22 protein-coding genes and 1 pseudogene are annotated in these 21,173 nt (G+C 59.0%); 16 read left to right on the top strand and 7 right to left on the bottom strand.

Annotation, left to right across the window (positions count from 1 at the left end):
- Window positions 1-121: 121 nt before the first annotated feature.
- A complete protein-coding gene (gene dksA / locus N5D61_RS21625; protein WP_108239911.1) occupies window positions 122-565 on the bottom strand; it encodes an RNA polymerase-binding protein DksA in 444 nt (147 codons plus the stop codon).
- Between the two features lie 341 nt (window positions 566-906).
- Between dksA and N5D61_RS21620 the strand changes: the two genes are divergently transcribed.
- Both N5D61_RS21620 and sfsA read left to right on the top strand, forming a co-directional pair.
- Window positions 907-2,079: a pyridoxal phosphate-dependent aminotransferase gene (locus N5D61_RS21620; RefSeq protein ID WP_279894184.1), complete on the top strand. Its 1,173-nt coding sequence runs from the start codon at window positions 907-909 to the stop codon at window positions 2,077-2,079.
- Entirely contained in the window at window positions 2,079-2,807 is a 729-nt protein-coding gene (sfsA, locus tag N5D61_RS21615) for a DNA/RNA nuclease SfsA (protein WP_108239909.1), read from the top strand. Before N5D61_RS21620 ends, sfsA begins: the two co-directional genes overlap by 1 nt.
- On the opposite strand, the gene N5D61_RS21610 is transcribed toward sfsA, so the two are convergent.
- Window positions 2,797-3,114, bottom strand: coding sequence for a Rieske 2Fe-2S domain-containing protein (locus tag N5D61_RS21610; RefSeq protein WP_108239931.1), 318 nt, complete (start codon window positions 3,112-3,114; stop codon window positions 2,797-2,799). The genes sfsA and N5D61_RS21610 overlap by 11 nt on opposite strands.
- Before the next feature lie 156 nt (window positions 3,115-3,270).
- Here N5D61_RS21610 and N5D61_RS21605 point away from each other — a divergent pair, with 156 nt between their 5' ends.
- The 5 genes from N5D61_RS21605 (at window position 3,271) to deoC (ending at window position 7,761) form a co-directional block, all read left to right on the top strand.
- Window positions 3,271-4,149, top strand: coding sequence for an ABC transporter substrate-binding protein (locus tag N5D61_RS21605; protein ID WP_108239908.1), 879 nt, complete (start codon window positions 3,271-3,273; stop codon window positions 4,147-4,149).
- A gap of 50 nt (window positions 4,150-4,199) precedes the next feature.
- Complete coding sequence (locus N5D61_RS21600) at window positions 4,200-5,183, top strand: iron chelate uptake ABC transporter family permease subunit (protein WP_177411125.1); 984 nt, start codon at window positions 4,200-4,202, stop codon at window positions 5,181-5,183.
- Window positions 5,183-5,950, top strand: a complete 768-nt coding sequence (locus N5D61_RS21595; protein ID WP_279894183.1) for a heme ABC transporter ATP-binding protein — start codon at window positions 5,183-5,185, stop codon at window positions 5,948-5,950. The genes N5D61_RS21600 and N5D61_RS21595 overlap by 1 nt, the downstream gene beginning before the upstream one ends.
- A 126-nt stretch (window positions 5,951-6,076) precedes the next feature.
- The gene (locus tag N5D61_RS21590) at window positions 6,077-6,853 is read left to right on the top strand and encodes a ChaN family lipoprotein (protein ID WP_279894182.1); all 777 of its coding nucleotides are present in this window, start codon (window positions 6,077-6,079) and stop codon (window positions 6,851-6,853) included.
- Window positions 6,854-6,999: 146 nt separating this feature from the next.
- On the top strand, window positions 7,000-7,761 hold the full coding sequence (gene deoC, locus N5D61_RS21585; RefSeq protein WP_108239904.1) for a deoxyribose-phosphate aldolase: 762 nt from the start codon (window positions 7,000-7,002) through the stop codon (window positions 7,759-7,761).
- Between the two features lie 182 nt (window positions 7,762-7,943).
- Here the strand turns inward: deoC and N5D61_RS21580 are convergent, their stop codons facing one another.
- The 3 genes from N5D61_RS21580 to N5D61_RS21570 form a co-directional block, all read right to left on the bottom strand.
- Window positions 7,944-8,240 carry a TfoX/Sxy family protein gene (locus N5D61_RS21580; RefSeq protein WP_279894180.1) on the bottom strand — a complete coding sequence of 99 codons (297 nt, stop codon included), beginning with the start codon at window positions 8,238-8,240 and terminating at the stop codon, window positions 7,944-7,946.
- 184 nt (window positions 8,241-8,424) lie between these two features.
- On the bottom strand, window positions 8,425-8,769 hold the full coding sequence (locus N5D61_RS21575) for a pentapeptide repeat-containing protein (RefSeq protein ID WP_279894179.1): 345 nt from the start codon (window positions 8,767-8,769) through the stop codon (window positions 8,425-8,427).
- A gap of 102 nt (window positions 8,770-8,871) precedes the next feature.
- The gene (locus N5D61_RS21570; protein WP_279894178.1) at window positions 8,872-10,407 is read right to left on the bottom strand and encodes a bifunctional aminoglycoside phosphotransferase/ATP-binding protein; all 1,536 of its coding nucleotides are present in this window, start codon (window positions 10,405-10,407) and stop codon (window positions 8,872-8,874) included.
- 134 nt (window positions 10,408-10,541) lie between these two features.
- Between N5D61_RS21570 and mrcB the strand changes: the two genes are divergently transcribed.
- Genes mrcB through N5D61_RS21555 form a run of 3 tightly spaced genes read left to right on the top strand, consistent with a single transcriptional unit; the run spans window position 10,542 to window position 13,950 of the window.
- Window positions 10,542-12,863, top strand: a complete 2,322-nt coding sequence (mrcB, locus tag N5D61_RS21565; RefSeq protein WP_279894177.1) for a penicillin-binding protein 1B — start codon at window positions 10,542-10,544, stop codon at window positions 12,861-12,863.
- 15 nt (window positions 12,864-12,878) lie between these two features.
- A complete protein-coding gene (locus N5D61_RS21560; RefSeq protein ID WP_279894176.1) occupies window positions 12,879-13,628 on the top strand; it encodes a tetratricopeptide repeat protein in 750 nt (249 codons plus the stop codon).
- The gene (locus tag N5D61_RS21555; RefSeq protein ID WP_279894175.1) at window positions 13,621-13,950 is read left to right on the top strand and encodes a YqcC family protein; all 330 of its coding nucleotides are present in this window, start codon (window positions 13,621-13,623) and stop codon (window positions 13,948-13,950) included. The genes N5D61_RS21560 and N5D61_RS21555 overlap by 8 nt, the downstream gene beginning before the upstream one ends.
- Window positions 13,951-13,953: 3 nt before the next feature.
- Here N5D61_RS21555 and N5D61_RS21550 read toward each other — a convergent pair whose 3' ends face one another.
- Entirely contained in the window at window positions 13,954-14,379 is a 426-nt protein-coding gene (locus tag N5D61_RS21550; protein ID WP_108239897.1) for a DUF4124 domain-containing protein, read from the bottom strand.
- A gap of 408 nt (window positions 14,380-14,787) precedes the next feature.
- On the opposite strand from N5D61_RS21550, the gene N5D61_RS21545 reads away from it, so the two are divergent.
- The 6 genes from N5D61_RS21545 to msrQ all read left to right on the top strand — a co-directional run bounded on the left by N5D61_RS21545 (window position 14,788) and on the right by msrQ (window position 20,780).
- Window positions 14,788-16,512, top strand: a complete 1,725-nt coding sequence (locus N5D61_RS21545) for an acetolactate synthase 3 large subunit (protein ID WP_108239930.1) — start codon at window positions 14,788-14,790, stop codon at window positions 16,510-16,512.
- A 1-nt stretch (window position 16,513) separates the two neighbouring features.
- Entirely contained in the window at window positions 16,514-17,005 is a 492-nt protein-coding gene (gene ilvN, locus N5D61_RS21540) for an acetolactate synthase small subunit (RefSeq protein ID WP_093469284.1), read from the top strand.
- Window positions 17,006-17,056: 51 nt separating this feature from the next.
- Window positions 17,057-18,073, top strand: coding sequence for a ketol-acid reductoisomerase (gene ilvC / locus N5D61_RS21535; protein ID WP_108239896.1), 1,017 nt, complete (start codon window positions 17,057-17,059; stop codon window positions 18,071-18,073).
- A 151-nt stretch (window positions 18,074-18,224) separates the two neighbouring features.
- Window positions 18,225-19,073 (top strand): CDP-diacylglycerol--serine O-phosphatidyltransferase, encoded by an 849-nt coding sequence (pssA, locus tag N5D61_RS21530; protein WP_108239895.1) that lies wholly within the window; start codon window positions 18,225-18,227, stop codon window positions 19,071-19,073.
- A 73-nt stretch (window positions 19,074-19,146) separates the two neighbouring features.
- On the top strand, window positions 19,147-20,160 hold the full coding sequence (gene msrP, locus N5D61_RS21525) for a protein-methionine-sulfoxide reductase catalytic subunit MsrP (RefSeq protein ID WP_279894174.1): 1,014 nt from the start codon (window positions 19,147-19,149) through the stop codon (window positions 20,158-20,160).
- Window positions 20,160-20,780, top strand: coding sequence for a protein-methionine-sulfoxide reductase heme-binding subunit MsrQ (gene msrQ / locus N5D61_RS21520; RefSeq protein ID WP_279894173.1), 621 nt, complete (start codon window positions 20,160-20,162; stop codon window positions 20,778-20,780). Before msrP ends, msrQ begins: the two co-directional genes overlap by 1 nt.
- A gap of 141 nt (window positions 20,781-20,921) precedes the next feature.
- Here the strand turns inward: msrQ and N5D61_RS21515 are convergent.
- A pseudogene (locus N5D61_RS21515) lies at window positions 20,922-21,173 on the bottom strand (hypothetical protein); the annotation flags it as partial.

Raw genomic sequence — 21,173 nt, 5'->3', positions numbered from 1 at the left:
TGCACTCGTCGTTGATTCTCTTCAGCAAAGGGTTGGACATCAAGGAGAGCCAGGGAAAGACCCTTCGGCTCCCGAAAACAACAAAGGACGCCGAAGCGTCCTTTGTCTTGCAGGGAACAGATCAGGATTTCCCGACCTGCTTTTCCTTGATTTCAGCCAGTGTCTTGCAGTCGATGCACAGGTCGGCAGTCGGGCGGGCTTCCAGACGGCGCAGGCCGATCTCGATACCGCACGACTCGCACCACCCATATTCCTCGTCTTCGATCAGTTGCAGCGTCTTGTCGATCTTCTTGATCAACTTGCGCTCACGGTCACGAGCGCGCAGTTCCAGAGCGAATTCTTCTTCCTGGCTGGCACGGTCGGCCGGGTCGGGAAAGTTGGCTGCCTCGTCCTTCATGTGATCAACGGTGCGGTCGACTTCCTGCATCAGCTCCTGTTTCCACTTGTTCAGGATCTTGGTGAAGTGAGCTCGCATGGGCGCGCCCATGTACTCCTCGTCCTTCGCCGGAACATAGGGTTCGAAACCGCTGATTTGATTGCTCTTTTGCTTTTCTTCGGTGGGCATGAACGGACCGCCTCTCACTCTTCTAAGCCATTGCGCAGGGTAATGATCCATCGCCGGCGCCCGCCGGCCCTGCGGCTGCAAGCGGGCGAACTTACCAGATCGAATCGGAGCGCGCCACTCCCGGTTGTCGAGCTTGGCTCTACAACGCGCCCGTGAACTATGACCGCGGCCAAAGCGCCCGGTTTTATATTATTTTGCAGTGCCATCAGTCTAGTCCTTCGCACAACCCCGTTGGCATTTATGGATCATCGGCGCACTGAGGCGCGGATAGTTCTGTCGGTCGCAAGACGGTTGAGTAGAATTGTCCTCCTGTTTCGACACTCGTCATAAAAGGAAGACCGATGTCCCAGCCTTACAGTGCGCGCAGTCGCGCCATCGAACCTTTTCATGTCATGGCCCTGCTGGCGCGGGCCAATGAATTGCAGGCAGCTGGGCACGATGTGATTCATCTGGAAATCGGCGAGCCGGACTTCACCACTGCCGAGCCCATCATCAAAGCCGGGCAAGCGGCATTGGCTGCAGGAAAAACCCGCTATACGGCTGCCCGAGGCCTGCCGGAGTTGCGCGAAGCCATCTCCGGCTTTTACCAGCAGCGCTACAGCGTCGACATCGACCCGGGCCGTATTCTGATTACACCAGGAGGCTCCGGTGCCCTGTTGCTGGCTTCAAGCTTGCTGGTCGATCCAGGCAAACACTGGCTGTTGGCTGACCCGGGTTACCCGTGTAACCGGCATTTCCTCCGTCTGGTCGAGGGCGCGGCGCAACTGGTGCCTGTCGGGCCGGAAATGCGCTACCAGTTGACGCCGAACCTTGTCGCCCAGCACTGGAATCAAGACAGCGTGGGCGCGCTGGTCGCCTCGCCGGCCAACCCGACCGGCACACTGCTGCACCGTGATGAGCTGGCCGCACTGTCGGCGTCGCTCTCTGCCCGCAAAGGCCATCTGGTGGTGGACGAGATTTACCACGGCCTGACCTACGGCACTGACGCTGCCAGCGTGCTGGAAGTGGATGATGAGGCATTCGTGCTGAATAGTTTTTCGAAGTATTTCGGCATGACCGGTTGGCGGCTGGGCTGGCTGGTAGCGCCTGAGGCGGCGATCGGCGATCTGGAGAAACTCGCGCAAAACCTGTACATCAGTGCGCCGAGCATGGCGCAAAGCGCGGCGTTGGCGTGCTTCGAGCCTGAGACCCTGGAAATACTCGAACAGCGCCGTGCCGAATTCGGCAAACGCCGGGATTTTCTACTCCCGGCCCTTCGTGAGTTGGGTTTCAACATTGCGGTCGAGCCGCAGGGCGCTTTTTATCTGTATGCCGACATTCGCGCGTTCGGCGGCGATGCGTTTGCGTTCTGTCGCCACTTTCTTGAGACGGAACATGTTGCCTTCACACCCGGCCTGGATTTTGGGCGTCATCAGTCCAGCCATCATGTGCGTTTTGCCTATACCCAAAACATCGAGCGCTTGCAGCAGGCGGTGGAGCGGATCGTACGTGGACTGCGGAGCTGGCAAGGCTGATGCATTTCTCTCCTGAACTTGAAGAGGCGCGCCTGCTCCAGCGCTACAAGCGGTTTCTGGCTGATGTCGAAACACCCGCTGGCGAACGGCTGACCATCCACTGTCCCAATACCGGCTCGATGTTGAACTGCATGATGCCCGGAGGGCGTATCTGGTTCAGCCGCTCCAGCGATCCCAAGCGCAAGCTGCCCGGCACCTGGGAAATCAGCGAAACGCCACAGGGGCGCTTTGCCTGTGTCAACACGGGGCGTGCCAATAAGCTGGTCGAGGAAGCGCTGCTGGCCGGCGTGATCACCGAACTGAACGGCTTCACCGGGTTGCGGCGCGAAGTGGCGTACGGTCAGGAAAACAGCCGTGTGGATTTTCGGCTGGACTACCCGGATGGCCCGCTCTTTCTCGAAGTCAAAAGCGTCACGCTGGGGTTCGACGCCGATGACGTGGCGGCATTTCCTGACGCCGTGACGCAGCGCGGCGCCAAGCACCTGCGAGAACTCGCTGCGCTGGCGAGGGACGGCGTGCGCGCCGTGTTGCTGTACTGCGTCAACCTCACGGGTGTCGAGGCCGTGCGCCCGGCGGAAGAAATCGACGCCGCTTATGTCGTGGCGTTACGCGAAGCGGTCGCGGCAGGCGTCGAGGTGATGGCCTATGGGGTTCAACTGACGCCACAAACAGTGCGCGTGGATCGCAGGCTTGCCATTCATTTGACCGACGCCGTGCTTACAGATTGACCCAGATGCCGTGGGCGTCTTCTCCACAGTCGATGGCGCTCAAGGATTCTCCAGCGCAAGGCCCGGCGATGCATTCACCGTTCTCGATCAGAAACAACGCGCCGTGTGTTGCGCATTCGATCAAGCTGGCGCTGGCGTCGAGAAACCGGTTCGGCTGCCATTCCAATTTCACGCCACGGTGAGGGCAGCGGTTTCGATAGACGTACACGCGCCCGGCACGCCGCACCGCCAGTAATGAATCTCCATCGATTTCAAAACCTCGACTCGTGCCTTCCCGCAGTTCGCTTCTTTTGCAGAGGTATTTCAGCGGAATCTCCTTCGCGCTTGACGTGTAAATGCAAGTCATTATCAAATAGGCCGGCTGTCATGTGACTGAGTCTGACAGCTCTTCCAATTTCGCGTCGATGCCGTCCCTCTCGCTGGCACTTCATCGTCGAGCCGCACCCTGTATAAGGACGTTTTCATGCGCTTCATCGTCGGGCTCGCCGCGCTGCTGATCGCACTTTCACTTTCCCCTGGTGTGCTGGCCGAGTCGCAACCTCCCCAACGCTGGGTCAGTGCCGGAGGGGCGCTGACGGAGTGGGTCGTGGCACTAGGCGGTCAATCGCGTCTGGTGGGTATCGACACCACCAGCCAGCATCCTGCCACGCTTAAAGCGCTGCCGAGCATCGGTTATCAACGCCAGTTGTCGTCGGAAGGGATACTGAGCCTGCGTCCGGATATTCTTGTTGGCACCGAAGAAATGGGGCCTCCCCCCGTGCTGGAGCAGTTGCGCGCGGCGGGCGTGCGCGTTGAGGTTCTTTCGGCGACCGCTGACACTTCGGCGCTTCGCAGCAATTTGCACACCCTAGGGAGATTGCTCGGTGAGGAAAACCAAGCGCGAGAACTGAGTGAGCATTATGCCCAGCAGTTGGATGAGCAGCACCGGTGGGTGGAGCAGGCCCAGCATCGGCAACCCGCTCCCGGCGTCCTGTTGCTGGTCAGTCACGCCGGTTCGCGGCCGATGGTCGCCGGGCTTGGCACGGTAGGCGATTGGTTGATCAAGCAGGCGGGCGGACGCAATCTGGCGACCCACACGGGCTACAAAATTCTCTCCACGGAGGTGATGGCGGGTTTGGAGCCTGAAGTCCTGGTGATCACTGATCGCATGCAAGGCAACGCTTCGCCCCCGACTGCTTTATTCAAGGAGAACCCGCTATTGGCCGCTACCCCTGCAGCGCGCAATAAACGTGTGGTCGAGGTCGATCCGACATTGCTGGTGGGCGGGCTCGGGCCTCGGTTGCCTGATGCCATGAAAACGCTGTCCGAAGCTTTCTATACCAAGGGCACTCAGGCCCAATGAAGAAGGTTCTTTCGCCGCCCACGCTGATCACTTTTCTGATAGGGGCATGCCTGTTGGCGGTCTGGATGTCCTTGGCGCTCGGTCCTGTCACTCTGCCGCCAGGCGATACGCTGCGCGCCGGCCTGCACTTGCTGGGCCTGCCGGTGGCCGAGGATGGTCTGCAACAGGCTGAGCTGATTCTCGGCCAGATCCGCCTTCCCCGAACGTTGCTGGGGCTGGCTGTGGGCGCTATCTTGGCGCTCTCTGGCGTGGCGATGCAGGGGCTTTTCCGGAATCCGCTTGCCGATCCGGGACTGGTGGGCGTTTCCAGTGGCGCAGCGCTGGGGGCGGCGGTGGCGATTGTCTCCAGTGCCTGGCTGGGCGGGTTACCTGAGTGGCTGGCGCCTTACCTGCTGTCGATCGCAGCGTTCGGTGGCGGTTTGATCGTGACAGGCATTGTTTACCGGCTGGGGCAGCGCGACGGGCAGACCAGCGTCGGTGTCATGCTCTTGGCGGGGGTGGCGATGACGGCGCTGGCCGGTTCTATCATCGGCTTGTTTTCGTATCTGGCGGACGATGCCACGTTGCGTACGCTGACCTTCTGGAACCTCGGTACGCTCAACGGCGCCAGCTACGCGAGGGTCTGGCCACTGTTAGTGGTCTGCTTGCTGGTTGTTCTGTGGCTACCACGCCGCGCCAAGGCGTTGAACGCGCTGCTGCTCGGCGAATCGGAAGCTCGCCATTTAGGCATCGAGGTCGAGAGGCTCAAGGGCGAACTGGTGTTATGCATCGCGTTGGGGGTAGGCGCCGCTGTGGCGGCGGCGGGTTTGATCGGCTTCGTGGGCTTGATCGTCCCCCACCTGATTCGTCTGGTGGTCGGCCCTGACCATAGGGTGCTACTGCCCGCTTCGGCGCTGGCGGGCGCAAGCCTGCTGTTGTTGGCAGACGTCTTCGCCCGGCTGGTGCTGGCCCCGGCAGAACTACCGATCGGCATCGTGACAGCCTTCATCGGCGCGCCGTTTTTCCTTTTCTTGCTGGTGCGAGGTCGTCCGTGATGATGCAAGTCGATGCACTCAGCATTCACCGTAATGGCACCTGTGTGTTGAGCGATATCAGCCTGACACTTCAACCACGGCAGGTGCTGGGTGTTTTAGGACCGAACGGTGCTGGCAAGAGCACGCTGCTAGGCGCATTGTGTGGGGAATTGAAAGCGACGCACGGGCAGCCTTGGCTGGATGGGCAGCCGCTTTCATCCTGGTCGGCCCAGGCCAGGGCGACACGTTTGGCGGTCTTGCCGCAGAGTTCATCCTTGAGTTTCGGTTTTGACGTCAGAGAAATCGTGGCGATGGGCCGGTTGCCCCATGGCAGCGGTCGCGATCGTGACGCTGAAATCGTTCAGGCTGCCCTTGAAGCGGCTGACGCGTCGCACCTTCAAGGACGCAGCTACCTCGCGCTGTCGGGCGGGGAACGTCAGCGCGTGCATCTGGCCAGGGTGTTGGCGCAAGTGTGGTCAGGGGAGGGCGGGCAGACGCTGCTGTTGGATGAACCCACTTCGATGCTCGACCCCCTGCATCAGCACACGTTGTTGCAAGCGGTACGCGGGTTTGCTGACCGAGGCGGGGCGGTGATGGTGATTCTGCATGATCTGAACCTGGCTGCCCGGTATTGTGACCGACTGATGCTGCTCCAGGCCGGGCGCATCTACGTGTCCGGTACCCCGGATGACGTGCTGACCCCAGACGCACTGCAAGCGGTATTTGGCCTCGAAGTGTTGGTACGGCCCCACCCCGAGCGGGGGTATCCGTTGATCATTGCGCGCTGACCAAGGCGCGTGTGACGTTATCTGCTGATCGGGTAGCCGTTGTGGTTTTCGCCGCCAGCCGCCTCAGATGTTGCCACTTCTACCATCCTGGCAACGCCCAAAAGGTCATAAGCATGTAGGGCTTGCATGATTCAGGATTTGAGCAACGGAAAGACACTGACAACCCAACAGCTGATCAGCCGCCTGGTCATTGCCCCGCGCGTTCTGGTGGGTGAGCAACACGAAAACCCCGACCACCCTGCTCTGGCGCTGTGGCTGCTGCAGGCGTTGAGTGACCAGCGACCTCAGGGCAGTCTGTTGCTTGAAATGCTGACCCCGGAACAGCAATCGAAGGTCGACTCCATTCAGCGTCAGATCCGACAAGGTCGATACCCAACCGATGTGCAGGCCGAGCTGGACTGGCAAATCGGCTGGGACTGGACTTTTTACGGGCCGATAATGCGCTTCGCCCTGGCTCAGCCCTACCCGGTGCTGGCAGCCAATCTGGCTGCCCATGAGGTGGCGGCGATCTATCATCAGCGCCTGGCTCTCGGTGGCGTTCTCTCTACGTCCGCTTCCGAAGATGCCGCATTGCTGGCGCAGGTGCGTGAACCCAATGGTGGCTTGTTGCAGGATGCTTTCCCCGCCATCTTGGCCATTCACCTACAACGGAACCGGCGAATGGCGCAGCGCGTGTTCGAAGCTCCCACACCCGTGCTCTTGCTCGCTGGCAGTGATCAGGTGAGAAAGGATTCGGGAGTGCCTTTGCACATCGCAGATTTGAGCGTTGCCGAAAAGCCTGTTGTGTTGTTGTTCGCCCGGGCGGGGACTGTGATCGAGCCTGGCAGCACCGATTTCGTCTGGTATACGCCGGCATCGCCCGAGCATGACGGCTGCGCGCCTATGCGAATGCCTTCTCGCTGATAATCCCGGACTTGTCGCAGGCAAAGTCCGACAGACCTCTCTGATAGTCGCGTAAGTTCGCTCTCGGACGTCTTTATGAGGCCCCGCACGGTCTCGCCCTGCCTTATTGTCGCTCCCCGACATCGCCGGGTATCGAGGAGCTGGATATGAGCAGGGTGTTCGAAAGCAATGAAGAGGTGGCGCAGAAGGCGCTTGGACTCCTGGAGCTGACGTCATTGAACGCCGACGACAGCGATGACCGCATCATCGCACTGTGTGAGCGAGCGTTGACTCCCCTTGGAAATGTCGCCGGTGTCTGCGTGTCGTCGCGCTTTTCCGGTTTGGCGCGCAGAACGCTCGATGCGCTGCAGGCCCGAGAAGTGAAGGTCGTTGCTGCGGTGAATTTTCCAACGGCCGGCGCGTCGATCTCGACAGCTGAGTCGGAAATTCAGTCGGTGCTGCAAATGGGGGTCGATGAGGTCGATCTGCTGTATCCCTTTCATGCACAACTCGCGGGAAATAAGCAGATCGGGGGCGAAATGATTGCCGCCGCGAAGGCTCTGTGCGAACAGCGCGCGACGTTGACGGTGACACTGGAAACCGGGGTCTTGCGTGATCCGCAAATCATCCATGATGTCTGCCGCATGGCGATTCGGGCGGGGGCGGACTTTCTCAAGACCACTGCGGGTAAGCAGATAGCGGGCACAACGCCCCAGGCTGCGCGAATACTCATCGAAGCCGTTGCGGAAATGGGTTCACACGTGGGCGTGAAGGCTTCCGGAAATGTCCGTACTTTGGATGAAGCCCGCATTTACCTGAGCATGGCCGAGGCGCGTTTTGGCCCCGCCTGGTTGCAGCCGGAGCGGATGCGATTGGGTGGCAACAGTCTGCTGGACGACCTGCTCGCCCATTTGGGTGTTCGCTCGTAAGCGGATCGAAAATCTTCGGCCAAAAAAAGACCCGGCAAAAGCCGGGTCAAAAACCGTGATTAGCCTGATGAGGAGATAATCTGAGAGTCCGAACCAAGGAGCCTTTCAGGTTACCAGCCAGTCTCGCGACCGGATGTGATAATCATAGTGATTCTCATTTGTAAGTCAACAGGCTGCTTGGACTATTTTGCAGCGTTGTCGATCTGCGGTTCTTCGCGCTCGCGGTCCAGGCTGAGCAGTTCCTGATTGAGCGTGTGTTTCAGCTCCGGGGGGAGTTCACACCAATGTCGCCCGCGAAGTGCACCCTCCAGCGCATACAGAAGCGTTCGTGACGCGTGGAAACCGCGGCTTTTCACCGCGTTGTAGGCACGGATTGCGCCCAGCCGTCGCAGATCGGCGGTGCTGTGAATACCGGCGGCGTGAAGCCATTGGGTCGATGTCTTACCCAGGTTTTTCAAGCTCAACAGTTCGTCTTCCATGGCGCCTCCTGGCGGGTCGTTCTCCTGATGTCAAACCTCCTGAGCTGATCGGAACTGCGGATTCAACCCCACTTAACAAGCGTAGTTGCACGTCAGCCCGCCCCGCGGGCAATTGCAGGAAAGCGGCCGACGGCCTGCCGGACGGTAGCTTCGAACGAGGGGCTTCGAATGGCGCCCTGTCAGATCAACGGGTGCGGTAACGCAGGCGCGTGCCGAAATTGACCGACATGAGAATTTCGTCGGCACTCAAATCAGGTGGGAAATAGGCGCCGGATATCTGCGCATGGGCAATGCTGGCACCTTCGAGGGAAGCGTTGCGGAAGTCGACGCCGCGCAGGTCCGCCGACCGGAAATAGGCGTCGGTGAAATCCACTTCATCGGCGTTCAGGTCACGCAGGTCCAACCCTCGGAAGTCGCCACCTGCCAGGTCGATTGGGCCGTTCTTTGGCCGCTGGAGGTTGAAGGCGGTCACGTCATCTTTTCGCAGCAAGGCGAAGAGCGGCGAGTCGAGCTGCTTGGGCTGGTTCATTATGGCGTCACCTTGTTGGAATTCTGACGCCATTATAATGCCACCATCATCGGGTCGTGAAGTGATTCTCTTCACGATCCGATGAAAGCGATTCTGAGCCCGTTACAGGCCCGGTAGGTACTGGCGGATGTCTGTGACCAGTTTGTCCAGGTCACCACTGATGTTGGTTTCGACATGACGACTGAACCGGGCTTCGTCGTCGGTCAGCGGTTCGCGGTTGGCCAATTGCGCTTCGATTACGGCCATGGTCGCGTCGGAAGGATCTTCGTTTTTCGTCTGACGCTGCGCCAGCCAGCCTTCGATAACAGCCTTGGGCGCTGCGCAATCGAGAATCAGGAACGGGGCGCCTAGGGCCTCGGCGACCTCCCAGGTTGCCTTACGCTGCTCGTGTTTCAAGTAGGTGGCATCGACCACGACCGGGAAGCCGGCACGGAGCACGGTAGCGGCCAGTTCGTTCAGGCGCTGGTAGGTCTTTGTGCTGCTTTCAGCCGAGTACAGGTCCTGATTCGCACCGAACAGGCGTTTGCGCTCCACGTCCGAACGCAGGCGGACAGCCCCCAACGCTTCTACCAGGCGCATGGCCACGTGGCTTTTGCCAACGGCGGATACACCGTGCGTGATCGCCAGAAAATTCGAAGGGATCGCGCTGTAACTCTCCGCCAGATTGGCGTAATTGCGGTACTGGCGAAGGGTGGTCGCACGTTGAACATGGTCGGCATCGGGAGACAGGCTGAACAGTGCAACCTTGGCGCGCACCAGTGCACGATACGCCTTGTAGAAATTAAGCAGTTCCAGGCCCGCGTAATCGCCGGTGTGCTCCAGATACTGGCTGATCAAACGACGCGAAAGGCTCTTCAGGCCACGGTCTTCCAGGTCCATCGCGAGAAAGCCGATGTCCGCGTACACGTCGGTCATGCGAAATGGCTCGTTGAACTCGATGCAGTCGAAAATGACCACTTTGCCTTCGATCAGGGTGATGTTGCCAAGGTGAATATCACCGTGACACTCACGGATGAAGCCATCCTGTTTGCGCTGTGCCAGTAGCGGCTTGAGACGTTCGAAACTGGTATTGGCCCAGGCTTCCAAGGCCTGCAACTGAACCAGGTCGGCCTTCTCGGTGAGAAATGGCAAGATCTGCTCGAAGTTCTGGGTGACGGGTGCCATGACGCTATCAGGCGAGCCCAGCACATTTTCCGCCATCACCCGTGGAGCATTAAGGTGGAATTCGGCGATCTGGCGGGCCATGTCATCGATGTGCGCGGTGGTCAATTCACCCTTGGCTTGCAGCGTGCTGAGCAATCCGTCCTGAGAGAACTGACGCATTTTCAACGCATACTCGATCGGTTCGCCCGCCCCGCCCAGTTGCGGCGCTTCAGCGGTACCGGTAACGGGCAACACCTCCAGATACAAATTATCGGTGAGGCGCTGATTGAGCTTCAATTCCTGCTCGCAGAAGTGCCCGCGTGCGGCTAGCGTAGTGAAGTCGAGGAAGCCGAAATTCATCGGCTTCTTGATTTTGTAGACGTAAGGGCCTGTGAGCAACACCCAGGAAATATGCGTCTCGATGACCTGAAACTGGTCCACGGGATGGTCGAACAGGGCAGGATTTTGAAGCGCTGCTATCAGAGTCTGGCTCACGGACGATCCTTGAAAAGGTGATAAGTCGATATCGATATGACTAAAGGTGGCCATTATGGCCGCTCGGCGCATTGCTGAAAACCGCCAGGAGGGTGGTCTGCCGATGGCTTTGAAAGTGCGTATAATCCGCCGCCATGACTCGATCCCGCACTTCCCGAAAAGCCCCCAAACCCACCAACAGTCGCCTGCGCAGCCTGTTGGGCTGGGCCCTCAAACTCAGCCTGGTCGGGCTGGTGGTACTGGCCTGCTTCGCCGCTTATCTGGATTCCATCGTCCAGGAAAAATTTTCTGGCAAGCGCTGGACCATTCCGGCGAAGGTCTACGCCCGTCCGCTGGAACTGTTCGTTGGCCAGAAGCTGTCGCGCGATGATTTTCTCATCGAACTCGATGCGCTGGGCTACCGTCGCGAAAGTGTGGCCAATGGCCCCGGCGCGGCATCGGTGAATGGTAACAGCGTCGACCTCAATACTCGCGGCTTTCAGTTCTATGAAGGTGCCGACCCCGCTCAGCAGATCCATGTGCGCTTTTCAGGGGATTATGTCGCTGACCTGACCGCGGCCAACGGCGCCAAATTGGCTGTGGCGCGCCTAGAGCCATTGCTGATTGGCGGTTTGTATCCGAAAAACCTGGAAGACCGAATTCTCATCAAGTTGGATCAGGCCCCACCTTACCTGCTCGATACTCTGGTCACTGTCGAAGACCGGGACTTTTACCACCACTTCGGCGTCTCGCCGAAGTCGATTGCGCGCGCTTTCTGGGTCAACGCCTCGGCGGGTCAGATGCGGCAGGGCGGGTCTACCCTGACCCAGCAGTTGGTCAAGAACTTCTATTTAACCAACGAGCGCAGCATCACGCGCAAACTGACCGAAGCCATGATGGCAATCCTGCTGGAGATTCATTACAGCAAGCAGGAAATCCTGGAGGCCTACCTCAACGAGGTCTTCGTGGGGCAGGACGGACAGCGCGCCGTGCACGGCTTTGGTCTGGCGAGTCAGTACTTTTTCAGTCAACCCTTGTCCGAGTTGAAACTTCATCAGGTGGCGCTGTTGGTGGGGCTGGTCAAAGGTCCGTCCTACTACAACCCCCGCCGCAATCCTGACCGGGCCCTGGAGCGCCGCAATCTGGTGCTCGACCTGCTCGAACAGCAAGGTGTCGCGTCGCCTGAGGCAGTGGCTGCCGCGAAGAAAATGCCGCTGGGCGTGACCAAGACCGGTTCGCTGGCCGACAGCTCGTTCCCGGACTTCCTCGATCTGGTCAAGCGTCAGTTGCGTCAGGACTACCGGGATGAAGACTTGACCGAAGAAGGGCTGCGCATCTTCACCAGCTTCGATCCGATTCTGCAGATGAAGTCCGAAGCCGCGGTTCGCGAGAGTTTCGCCAAGATTGCGGGGCGCAAGGGCGCGGACGAAATGGAGACGGCGATGGTCGTCACCAATCCGGAAACCGGGGAAGTGCAGGCGTTGATCGGCAGCCGACAGGCCGGCTTCGCCGGTTTCAACCGAGCCCTGGATGCGGTACGTCCCATCGGCTCGCTGGTCAAACCGGCCATTTACCTGACGGCCCTCGAGCGCCCTCAGCAATACACCCTGACCAGTTGGATCCCGGACGAGCCGTTTCAAGTCAAAGGTGCCGACGGCCAGATCTGGAAGCCGCAGAATTTCGACCACAAGGCGCACGGCAATATCTTCCTTTACCAAGGGCTCGCGCATTCTTACAACCTGTCCAGCGCCAAGCTGGGGCTCGACCTGGGGGTGCCGAACGTCTTCAAGACCCTCACCAAACTGGGTGTAACCCGTGACTGGCCGACCTTTCCTTCGATGCTTCTGGGGGCGGGGGCCTTGAGCCCGATCGAGGTCGCCACCATGTACCAGACCATTGCCAGCGGCGGCTTCAACACGCCGTTGCGCGGCATTCGTAGCGTGTTGACGGCTGAGGGCGAGCCGCTCAAGCGTTATCCGTTCCAGATTCAACAGCGCTTCGATCCAGGCTCTATCTATCTACTGCAGAACGCGATGCAGCGGGTGATGCGCGAAGGCACCGGCAAATCCGTCTACAGCGTCCTGCCGAGTACGTTGAATCTGGCAGGTAAGTCCGGCACCACCAACGATTCCCGAGACAGCTGGTTCGCGGGCTTCAGTCAGGATCTGCTGGCAATCGTCTGGATGGGCCGAGACGACAACGGCAAGACGCCGTTTACCGGGGCCACGGGTGCGTTGCAGATCTGGACCAATTTCATGAAGAAGGCCGACCCACTACCATTGGATATGGCGATGCCCGACAACGTCGTGATGGCGTGGGTCAACGCAGCGACCGGGCAGGGCACCGACGCGAGCTGCCCAGGTGCCGTGCAGATGCCGTATATTCGCGGCAGTGAGCCGCAACCCGGGCCGGCTTGCGGTGGGCCGTCGGCCCCCGCCGAATCGGTGATGGACTGGGTCAAAGGCTGGTTGAATTAAGCGAGAGGGTGTGAAGTGAACAAGTGGTGGATTCCGGCTCTAACGGCCCTGGCTTTGCTCAACGGCTGCGCGACACAAACGCGCGGCAACATTCCTGTCGTTGACTCCGGTTCGCGGGTGTCGAACGGCGAGCGTGTTTCGGCCAATCGTAACGCGGCCTACCGTGCACCTGTGCAGCAGAACCAGGCTCCGCAAGCGATCGATCAGGATTCGGGCGTCACGGTGATGGTTCCAGGAGGGGCGGGCGCCGCGCCGATCTCGACCTTCGTGCCGCCCACTTCGGCGCCGATCAGCACGGCGCCTGTCGACTCGGCACCGGTCAATCAGGCTCCGGTAGACAACGGCTATACACCGCCCTCGGCGTCGACCAGTACCTATACCCTGCCTTCTTCGGCCCCGACCGGTATTCCGCCCGCATCGGGCGGTGGACTGTCCGCCGATGAACAACTCGATGGTCCGGTGCTCGCATTGCTCACGACCGCCCAACAACAGCAGGGCAGTGGCGACCTCAATGGCGCTTCATCCAGCCTTGAGCGTGCCCAACGCGTCGCACCTCGCGAGCCCCAGGTGCTTTATCGTCTGGCCCAAGTACGCCTGGCTCAAGGGGATGCGCCTCAAGCCGAGCAGTTGGCGCGCCGCGGCCTGACGTATGCCAATGGCCGTCCTAGCCTGCAAGCCAGCCTGTGGGGGCTGATCGCTCAGGCTCGCGAAAAACAGGGTGATGCGGCGGGCGCTGCGCTGGCGCGGCAGAAGGCCAATGGATAAGCGGCTGCCACAAGTGGCCGATCAACTGTTGTTGATCGAGCGCGAGCTGCGTGTCTTGGGCTGGTGGAGCGATGAGCCACCCAGTGACGATGCGTTGGCGAGCCGTGAGCCGTTTTGCGTCGACACGCTGGACTTCGAGCAGTGGCTGCAATGGATTTTCCTGCCCCGGATGAAAATCATTCTGGAGCAGGATCTGGCGCTGCCCAATGCATCGGGTATTCTCGAAATGGCGCAGATGGCCTACGCGGGCAATGCCCGGGACACCCGGCATCTGCAGGCGCTGCTGGCGCAGTTCGATCAATTGATCACTGACGCCACTTGATCGTCAATTGCACGTTTCGTCGATGGACTGTTTGACCTCGGCGATGCGTGCCTGACGCTCTTCCTCCGTAAAACGGCGGTATTCCCCGTTCACTTCTTCACGCACCCGTGGATTATTCTCTAATTGGGCGAGATTGGTGCGCTGACGTTCGCAGTACTCCTTGCGTTTCGCTTCTTGAGCCGCCACTTGGCGCTTGACCTTGGCGTCGATGGCTTGCTGCTCCTGGTTCGTGTCCGTCTGCACGGGCGGTGCGGGGGAGGTCGTAACCGGTTGCCGGGATTCGATTGCCTCAGCAGGCCGCCCGACTGGGGGCTGGGCATCGAAATGGGTCACCCCTTGGGGATCGACCCATTTATAGATTTGTGCCGCCTGGCCCGTGACGGAAATGGCCGCCAGTGTCAGCGGCGCAGCGAGCATCATCCAGCGCATACGCTTTCCTTATATTTCGTTCGCAGAACAGTTGAAACCTATCACAAGGACACCGCTACGACCTCATTCGGTGCTTTTTCGTTGCCTGTGGGTGAAGAAAGCGCATGGACGACTTGACTTGAGGGGGTTGAATCAGAACAATCCAAAGTCCGCTGTAGAGGGACTGCCAGAAGCAGACCGTCTCGGCAGATCATGAGGCGCACACCCGCGTCGACCTGTTACACCCGCAACGCGTTACCTCGCGCTGGGTGGGAAGACTCCGAAACACTCAGGGGCGATCCCAATACTTGCTCAGTCAGTGCTGACGTAGTCGGCGACCACCGTCGCTCATGCTCTGCTGGCAGTAAACCTATTAAGACCCGTCTCCTCTTCTGTGGACGGTATTCTGGCGTTTTAGAGGTGAACAACGTGGAGCTTTTATCTGGCGCTGAAATGGTCGTCCGCTTTTTGCGTGACGAAGGCGTTGAGCATATCTATGGGTACCCAGGCGGGGCCCTCCTGCATATATACGATGCGCTGTTCAAAGAACCTGCTGTGAGCCACATCCTCGTTCGCCATGAACAGGCTGCCACTCACATGGCGGATGGTTACGCTCGCGCCACCGGTAAAGCCGGTGTCGTGCTCGTGACTTCCGGCCCTGGCGCCACCAACGCCATCACGGGGATCGCGACCGCATACATGGACTCGATCCCCATGGTCGTGCTGTCGGGGCAAGTGCCCAGCACGATGGTTGGCACCGACGCGTTCCAGGAAACCGACATGATCGGTATCTCCCGTCCGATCGTGAAGCACAGCTTCATGATCAAACATCCGTCGGAAATTCCGGAAGTGCTGAAAAAGGCCTTCTACCTCGCGCAATCCGGCCGCCCAGGTCCTGTCGTTGTCGATATTCCGAAAGACATGACCAACCCGGCCGAGAAATTCGAGTACGTTTTCCCCAAAAAAGCCAAGCTGCGTTCCTACAGCCCGGCGGTTCGCGGGCACTCGGGGCAGATCCGCAAGGCTGTCGAAATGCTCCTGGCCGCCAAGCGCCCGGTCATTTACTCCGGCGGCGGCGTGGTGATGGGCAACGGCTCCGCACCGCTGACCGAACTGGCACAGCTGTTGAACGCTCCGGTCACCAACACCTTGATGGGGTTGGGCGCGTACCCGGGCACCGATCGTCAGTTCGTTGGCATGCTGGGTATGCATGGCAGTTACACCGCCAACCTGACGATGCACCACTCGGACGTGATCCTGGCCGTAGGCGCACGTTTCGATGACCGCGTCATCAATGGTGCGGCGCGTTTCTGCCCGGGTGCCAAGATCATCCATATCGATATCGACCCGGCGTCGATCTCCAAGACCATCAAGGCAGACGTGCCGATCGTTGGCCCTGTGGAGAGCGTGCTGACCGAAATGGTCGCGACCCTCAAGGAAATCGGCGAGACCCCAAACAAGGAGTCCGTCGCCAGTTGGTGGAAGCAGATCGATGAGTGGCGTGCGGGCGGCGACTTGTTCCCGTACAACCGTGGCGATGGCAGCTTGATCAAGCCTCAGACCGTGATCGAAACCCTGTGCGAAGTCACCCAAGGCGACGCCTACGTGACGTCCGACGTCGGTCAGCACCAGATGTTTGCTGCGCAGTACTACCGCTTCAACAAGCCTAATCGTTGGATCAACTCTGGCGGTCTGGGCACCATGGGCTTCGGTCTCCCGGCTGCCATGGGTGTCGCGCTGAGCTTCCCGGATGCTCACGTCGCTTGCGTCACGGGCGAAGGCAGCATTCAGATGAACATCCAGGAGCTGTCGACCTGCCTGCAGTACAACCTGCCGGTGAAGATCATTCTGCTCAACAACGGCGTGCTGGGCATGGTTCGGCAATGGCAAGACATGAGCTACAGCGGCCGCCACTCGCACTCCTACATGGAGTCGCTGCCTGACTTCGTGAAACTGGTCGAAGCCTACGGGCACGTCGGTATGCGTATTACCGACCTGAAAGACTTGAAACCGAAGATGGAAGAAGCGTTCGCGATGAAAGACCGTCTGGTGTTCCTCGACATCCAGGTCGACGTTGCCGAGCACGTCTATCCGATGCAGATCAGAGACGGCTCGATGCGCGACATGTGGCTGAGCAAGACGGAGCGTACCTAACATGCGGCACATCATTTCGCTTTTGCTGGAAAACGAACCGGGTGCTCTGTCTCGTGTCGTCGGTCTGTTTTCGCAGCGCAACTACAACATCGAAAGCCTGACCGTGGCACCCACCGAGGATCCGACCCTGTCGCGTCTGACGTTGACCACCGTGGGGCATGATGAGGTGATCGAACAGATCACCAAGAACCTCAACAAACTGGTTGAAGTGGTCAAGCTGGTCGATCTGTCGGAGAGTGCTCACATCGAACGTGAGCTGATGCTGATCAAGGTCAAGGCCACTGGCGCCCAGCGCGCTGAGATCAAGCGCACCACGGACATCTTCCGCGGCCAGATCGTTGATGTTTCCAGCAGTGTCTACACCGTGCAGCTGACAGGGACGAGCGACAAACTGGATAGCTTTATTCAGGCCATTGGCACCACCGCCATCCTGGAAACCGTACGCAGCGGCGTCACGGGCATCGCCCGCGGCGACAAAGTGCTGAGCATCTAATTTCATTCATTTAGCGAATGGCCTGATGGGCCGAGATAACAGGGGAATTCCATGAAAGTTTATTACGACAAAGACTGCGACCTTTCGATCATCCAGGGCAAAAAAGTGGCGATCATTGGTTACGGCTCTCAAGGCCATGCGCAAGCGTGCAACCTCAAAGACTCCGGCGTCGATGTCACCGTAGGTCTGCGTAAAGGCTCCGCCACTGTCGCCAAAGCCGAGGCCCATGGCCTGAAAGTGACCGACGTCGCGACTGCCGTTGCTGGCGCCGACCTGGTCATGATCCTGACCCCAGACGAATTCCAGTCCCAGCTGTACAAGAACGAAATCGAACCGAACATCAAGAAGGGCGCTACGCTGGCCTTCTCGCATGGCTTCGCGATTCACTACAACCAGGTCGTGCCACGCGCCGACCTCGACGTGATCATGATCGCGCCAAAAGCACCGGGTCACACCGTGCGTACCGAATTCGTCAAGGGCGGCGGTATCCCTGACCTGATCGCCGTTTACCAAGACGCTTCCGGCAACGCCAAGAACGTTGCGCTGTCCTACGCTTCGGGCGTAGGCGGTGGCCGTACCGGCATCATCGAAACCACCTTCAAGGATGAAACCGAAACTGACCTGTTCGGCGAACAAGCCGTACTGTGCGGTGGCACCGTAGAACTGGTCAAAGCCGGTTTCGAAACCCTGGTTGAAGCCGGTTACGCGCCGGAAATGGCCTATTTCGAGTGCCTGCACGAGCTGAAACTGATCGTTGACCTCATGTACGAAGGCGGTATCGCCAACATGAACTACTCGATCTCCAACAACGCCGAGTACGGCGAATACGTGACTGGCCCTGAGGTCATCAACGCCGAATCCCGTCAAGCTATGCGCAACGCCCTGAAGCGCATCCAGGACGGCGAATACGCCAAGATGTTCATTGCCGAAGGTGCGAGCAACTACGCGTCGATGACCGCCAAGCGCCGCAACAACAAGGCACACGGCATCGAAATCATCGGTGAGCAACTGCGCTCGATGATGCCCTGGATCGCGAAAAACAAGATCGTCGACCAAACCAAAAACTAAGATTCCCCGAATCTGTTTCTGGTGAAGAAAAACGCGGCCTTCGGGTCGCGTTTTTTCGTTATGGGGCCTCATCTGGTATAAAGCTGCATCGTTCGCTGGCGGATGACGCGGCGGACCCTGTTCGAAAATTCATAGCTGCAAGGTAATGTCCATGAGCGAACGTCCTGAAGAGCCAAACAAGGCCTCTGACGCTGAAAGCCTGCTACCGATCGATGAGCATATAGAAGAAGGCCACGATGCCGAAGGCCGCAAGGTCCGCCATCGGGGCATCTATTTGCTGCCGAACCTGTTCACAACGGCGAACCTCTTTGCAGGTTTCTACGCCATCATCAGTGCGATGAGCGCTCAAAGCGCGATGAGTGCCGGCGATGCCGCCGGTGCGAGCAAATATTTCGCCTTTTCAGCCATCGCCATTTTCGTGGCCATGGTTCTGGACGGCCTCGACGGTCGTGTAGCACGCATGACCAACACCCAAAGCGCATTTGGCGCCGAATACGACTCCTTGTCCGATATGGTTGCGTTTGGGGTTGCTCCCGCGCTGCTTGCATTTGGTTGGGCTTTGGGTGACATGGGCAAGGTGGGCTGGATGGTCGCCTTCATTTATGTAGCGGGTGCCGCGTTGCGCCTGGCTCGCTTCAACACTCAGGTGGGTAAGGCGGACAAGCGGTACTTCATTGGATTGGCAAGTCCCGCAGCGGCAGGCGTGGTGGCGGGCACCGTCTGGGCGTTTAGCGACTACGGCATTCAGGGCTCAAAGCTGTCCTTCCTGGTTGCGCTGCTGGTGGCCGCGGCGGGCATGCTGATGGTCAGTAATATCAAGTACAACAGCTTCAAGGAGCTCGATCTCAAGGGTCGGGTCCCCTTCGTCGCCATCCTGGCTGTCGTGTTGGTGTTTGCTGTGGTTTTCAGCGATCCGCCACGCATCCTGCTGCTGATCTTCCTCGCCTACGCCGCATCAGGGCCAATTCAGTACCTGCTCCGTCTGCGCCGTCGTAAATAGCGAGACAGATTCATTTCACACCGCACTTCGCAGCCTATAAGGTGGAGCCAGTCCATCAGGTTGCGGAGTCGCCATGCTGATCAAGATCCCTACTGCGTCCGCTTGCAAAGAGTCGGATGTCACACCCGAATCCCTCTACCTTTCTCGGCGTGCCGTTCTAGGCGCCTCGCTGGCCGGCTTCGCCGTTGGCGCGCTGCCATCTTGGGCAACTGCTGCGGATGCCTCGCGCTACGACGCCGTAGACCCGGGAAACGCCCCCGGATGGTTTAATGAAAAGCTGCCTTCGACCAAATGGCAGGCGGTGACCGTTCAGAACGAAGCCATCACCCCGTTCAAGGACGCAACTCATTACAACAACTTCTATGAGTTTGGCACCGACAAGGGTGACCCTGCACAGAATGCAGGTTCCTTGAGGACAGCCCCATGGACGGTTGTGGTCGATGGGGAAGTGGCCAAGCCAGGTCGGTACGCGCTGGAAGATTTCATGAAGCCTTACCTGTTGGAGGAGCGTATCTATCGGCTGCGCTGTGTGGAGGCATGGTCGATGGTCATTCCGTGGTTGGGCTTCCCGATCTCCCAGTTGCTTAAACAGGTCGAGCCAACGGCAAACGCCAAGTACATCAGGTTCGAGACGCTGCAGGATCCTAAAACGATGCCTGGCCAACGATCAGGGTTCGCGTTGATCGACTGGCCCTATGTCGAAGGGTTGCGGCTGGATGAGGCGATGAATCCACTGGCGATCCTGGCGGTGGGAATGTATGGGCGTGAGCTGCCTAACCAGAATGGGGCGCCTTTACGCCTGGTGGTGCCATGGAAATACGGCTTCAAGAGCGTGAAGTCCATCGTGCGTATCAGTTTGGTGAGTGAGCAGCCGAAGACCACGTGGCAGAGCATCGCTGCCAACGAGTACGGTTTCTACGCCAATGTGAACCCGACTGTCGACCATCCGCGCTGGACTCAAGCTCACGAGCGTCGTCTGCCCAGCGGGCTGTTCAGCCCCAACATTCGGCAAACGGAAATGTTCAATGGATACGCAGAGCAGGTGGCCTCGCTCTATGCCGGTATGGACCTACGGAAGAATTACTGATGCGTTATCTGCCATGGCGGCTGAGTGTTTTCATCGCGGCGTGCGTTGCTCCGGTGATGTGGTTGTATAAAGCATGGATTTTCGATCTGGGACCGGATCCCGGGAAGGCGCTGGTGGACCTGTTCGGTTTGGGCACCTTGGTCCTATTGCTGATCACCTTGTCACTGACGCCATTGCAACGCATCTCTGGATGGGCAGGGTGGGTGATCGTCCGGCGTCAGTTGGGGCTCTGGTGTTTCACCTATGCCACGTTGCATTTGCTGGGGTACGGTTTTTTCATTCTTGGATTCGACTGGGCTCAGTTGGGTGTGGAGTTGGTCAAACGCCCTTACATCATCGTCGGCAGCATTGCCTTTCTCTGCCTGCTGGCGCTGGCCGTCACATCCAATCGTTACAGCCAGCGACGCCTTGGTGCACGCTGGAAAAAGCTGCATCGGCTGGCTTACTTGATTCTGGGGCTGGGTTTGCTGCATATGCTGTGGATTGTCAGAGCTGATCTTAAAGAGTGGGCTATTTATGCGGCGGTGGGTGGTTTGTTGTTGTTCGTGCGAGTGCCTGTCATTGCAATGCGCTTGCCTCGAATGCCCAGGAAGAAAGCACGCGCAAGCGTTGAGTCTTGAATAGTGCGAAGTCGTAGGGCCATCTTGCCGGCTCAAATATAAAACTTTCTTCTTTTCTGAAATTAGTGCTTGACGGGCCTTCAGATGTCTCTATAATTCGCCCCACTTCCGGCGCAGTCGGAACCGAAAACTCCTTGAAGATCAACGAGTTGCAGGTTTCAGATAGGCAGGAAGTGCTTCGGTTTTCAGCGTCAGGCTCGAATCGAAAGCGGTGAAAAAAGGTGGTTGACAGCCGGTTGTAACGCTGTAGAATTCGCCTCCCGCTGACGTGAGATGCCAGATCGAACGAAGCGCAAGTGGTTGAAGTTGCAAAGGAAACTTTGAAAGCTTCGGAAAATAACCGCTTGACACCACGAGACGCTGCTGTAGAATGCGCGCCTCGGTTGAGACGAA

This window comes from Pseudomonas sp. GD03842, from assembly GCF_029841165.1.
Lineage (GTDB): Bacteria > Pseudomonadota > Gammaproteobacteria > Pseudomonadales > Pseudomonadaceae > Aquipseudomonas.
Note: the sequence above shows the minus strand (reverse complement) of the source record. Positions and strands in the feature narration are given on the sequence as shown.